Source organism: Pseudomonas emilianonis (genome assembly GCF_023072625.1).
Lineage (GTDB): Bacteria > Pseudomonadota > Gammaproteobacteria > Pseudomonadales > Pseudomonadaceae > Aquipseudomonas > Aquipseudomonas paraveronii.
On sequence record NZ_JAKNRV010000490.1, the window covers coordinates 1 to 3,200 of the forward strand.

Genomic DNA, 3,200 nt, shown 5'->3' on the forward strand with positions numbered 1-3,200 from the left:
CGTCGAACCCGAGGGCTCCAGTTGCCTGTTAGCGGCGTTGCGTGCCGGCGAGCGCGTGGTGCTGCCCAGTGTGGACGGGTTTGCCGATGGCACGGCGGTGGCGCAGATCGGCGCCTATGGCTTTGAAATCTGCCGGGGTTGGGTGGATGACGTCATCACCGTCAGCAACGATGAACTGTGCAGTGCCATCAAGCTGATCTACGACGATACGCGCTCCATCGTCGAACCTTCCGGCGCATTGGCCGTGGCGGGCATTCGCAGCTATGTCGCGCAAAACCGTGTGCGCGGGCAGACGCTGGTGGCGATCAACTCGGGGGCGAATATCAACTTTGATAGTTTGCGACATGTTGCTGAAAGAGCGGCGGCGCACAGTGCTGGTTAACTCCCAAGGCCAGGGTTAAACGTTTAATCGGAGTTGTTCGCCGATGATGGGCGTCGAGTGAATTAAGGCGGGGCAAATTTATACAAGATTGTGTATTGCTTATGAGGAAAAGTTACAACAAGAACGGATTTTGCCGAGTAGGCTGATTGATTGTAAGCGTCTTCCAGGGTTGGCAGGACGTGGCAGGCGAGCGCCTGCAAGACTTATAACAATCGATTGGCAGTCTGGAAAGGAGAGGTTGACCATGCTTTCGGAATTAGAACTTCGCAGTATCATTGAAGGAAGTTTCCTGCCTAAACGGTGTGAATGCACCAAAGCTGAAGATGCCTCGCTGACGATCAAGGTGTATGACGACCTTGATCGTGACCGCGTGCATCTGGAAGTCAAAGGTATCAACGCTGACAGACTCGACAGCAGTCGAGCCATTTGCAACCTGATCACCGGGTTGCGCGAGGACCTCAAGCAATCGCATGGGCCCGCGCTGCAAAAAGCAGCAGGGCGCGCCCTCTATTAAGGCTGTTGGTATCGTCGATGGGTGGGCCTGGTCAATACCAGGCCCAATCTTGTTTATGCCCGCTGCAGCCGGTGATCGCGGGTTCATTCCAGTTGTTGACGATACGGCAGGTCCGGGCCCGTCTTGCCGCAGGTGAGCGCTGCCGCACGAATTGCAAAGCCCAGCATCGCGTCGATCTGTTCGCGGGTCAGGTGTTGCAGGCCCTCGACCGAATCCAACTGCTGCTCGGTCAGCCAGGCAATCAGCGCGGCCTGGAAGGTATCCCCGGCGCCCACGGTATCGGCCATCACCACCTTCACCGCCGGTTGCGACCAGTGGCCGTGCTGGCGGCTGAATACGCTGGCGCCATCGCCGCCACGGGTGAGGAATACCAACTGGCAGCGGTGCTGCAACCAGCCCTCAAGCAGGCTTTCCGGCGATTGGTCGGGGTAGAGCAGGTGCAGGTCTTCATCGCTGACCTTGATCAGGTCGGCATGCTTGACCAGTTCGGCCACGCGGTCGCGCCACAGCTGGATATCCGGCTGCGGGTTGAGCCGCACGTTGGGGTCTAGGCTGATCAGACGCTTGCCGCTTTCGCGCTGGACCAGGGCCAGCAGGGTGTCGCCAATCGGTTGCACCACCAGGGAAAACGAACCCACATGCAGCCCACGAACCTCATCGCCCAGGGTCGGCAGGTGCGCGCGCGTCAATTGGCGGTCGGCACAGCCTTCGCCGCGAAAGCTGTATTGCGGCGAGCCATCGGCGCCCACTGCGACCATTGCCAGGGTGGTCGGTGCGGCGAATTCCACCAGGAACTGCGCGTTGACGCCTTCGTCCCTGAGCACCTGCAACAGGCGACGCCCGAGGAAGTCGGTGGACACACCGCCGAACAGCGCGGCCTCGATGCCCAGCCGGCGTAGACCGACGGCGACGTTGAACGGTGAGCCACCGGCAATCGCCTTGTAATTGACCTTGGACGCCTGCCCGCTGGGATCTTCCTCACTGAAAAAATCAAACAGCGCTTCACCACACACCAGATACATAGTCGTTCGCTCTTAAAGGGTTGCCACGTGCTGCTGATAGCGCTCGTAGGCGTGTTGATAGGCGCTGACATTGTCGGCCACCGGCAGGGTACGGCTGGCCTTGTCGACGCTCACGCATTTCTCGCACAGGCTGGCCAGGGATTCGCCGGACTGGCTCCACGCGGCCTGGATCGCCGCGCCCAGGGCCGCCGCTTCGCTTTGTTCGGTGCAGATCACTTCGGTGTGCATGATATCGGCAACCATCTGCCGCCACACCGGGCTTTTCGAACCGCCGCCGATCAGGCGGATGCTCTGGCTGTGCAGGCCGGTCTGGCGCAACAGGTCGAGGCCGTAGCGCAAGCCGAAGGTGGTGCCTTCGACCACGGCGCGGCACAGGTTGGCGCGGGTCAGGTTGGTCATGGTCAAGCCATGCAGGCTGCCGGTGGCGTGGGGCAGGGCGGGCACGCGTTCGCCATTGAGGAACGGCAGCATGCTCACGCCGTCTGCACCGATCGGCGCCTGCTCGACCAGGGCGTTGAACGCGTTGAGGTCGAGGTCGAACAGCTCACGAATCACCCCGGTGGCGTTGGTCAGGTTCATCGTGCAGATCAACGGCAACCAGCCGCCGCTGGAGGAACAGAAAGTCGCGACCGACGCCTCGGGGCTCACGTTGGGCTGGTCGGAAAAGGCATACACGGTGCCCGATGAACCCAGGCTCATGGTGATCACGCCGGGGGCGATATTGCCGGTGCCGATGGCGCCCATCATGTTGTCGCCGCCGCCGCTGGACACGATGGCGTCGGGGTTGATACCCAGGCGTTCGGCGATGGCCGGCAGGATCGTGCCGACGGCTTGGTCGGCTTCGATCAGCGTCGGCAAGGCGGCTTGCAGGCGGCCACTGGGGTCGATGTGCTGGAGCAGCGCCACGTCCCAGTCACGGGTGCGCACGTTGAAGTAGCCGGTGCCCGAGGCATCGCCGTATTCCGCGACGGCGCGGCCGGTGAGCCAGTAATTGAGGTAGTCATGGGGCAGCAGGATATGGGCGATGCGCGCGAACACCTCGGGGTGCTGCTCGCGGGTCCACAGCAGTTTGGACACGGTGTAGCCCGGCGCAATTGCCACGCCGAGACGCTCCAGCGAAGCGCTTTCGCCACCCAGGTACTGCAACAGTCGGTCGTTTTCGGCTGCGGTTTCGGTGTCGCACCACAGTTTGGCCGGGCGCAGCACCTGGCCGTGGTCATCGAGCAGCACCAGGCCGTGTTGCTGGCCGGACACGCCGATGCCGAGGATGGCCTGGCCGTCC

Annotated in this window: 4 protein-coding genes; 2 read left to right on the forward strand and 2 right to left on the reverse strand. The window is 62.2% G+C overall.

Features of this window, described 5'->3' with window-relative positions; all coding sequences use genetic code 11:
* Together L9Z73_RS28120 and L9Z73_RS28125 are read left to right on the forward strand one after the other, a co-directional pair.
* On the forward strand, nt 1-382 hold a 382-nt coding region (locus L9Z73_RS28120; RefSeq protein ID WP_247408012.1), incomplete at its 5' end, for a pyridoxal-phosphate dependent enzyme.
* 244 nt (nt 383-626) lie between these two features.
* Nucleotides 627-896 carry a DUF1652 domain-containing protein gene (locus L9Z73_RS28125; protein ID WP_247408013.1) on the forward strand — a complete coding sequence of 90 codons (270 nt, stop codon included), beginning with the start codon at nt 627-629 and terminating at the stop codon, nt 894-896.
* A gap of 83 nt (nt 897-979) precedes the next feature.
* Here L9Z73_RS28125 and L9Z73_RS28130 read toward each other — a convergent pair whose 3' ends face one another.
* On the reverse strand, nt 980-1,918 hold the full coding sequence (locus L9Z73_RS28130; protein ID WP_247408015.1) for a carbohydrate kinase family protein: 939 nt from the start codon (nt 1,916-1,918) through the stop codon (nt 980-982).
* 12 nt (nt 1,919-1,930) lie between these two features.
* The coding region (gene xylB / locus L9Z73_RS28135; protein ID WP_247408017.1) for a xylulokinase at nt 1,931-3,200 on the reverse strand (1,270 nt) is incomplete at its 5' end.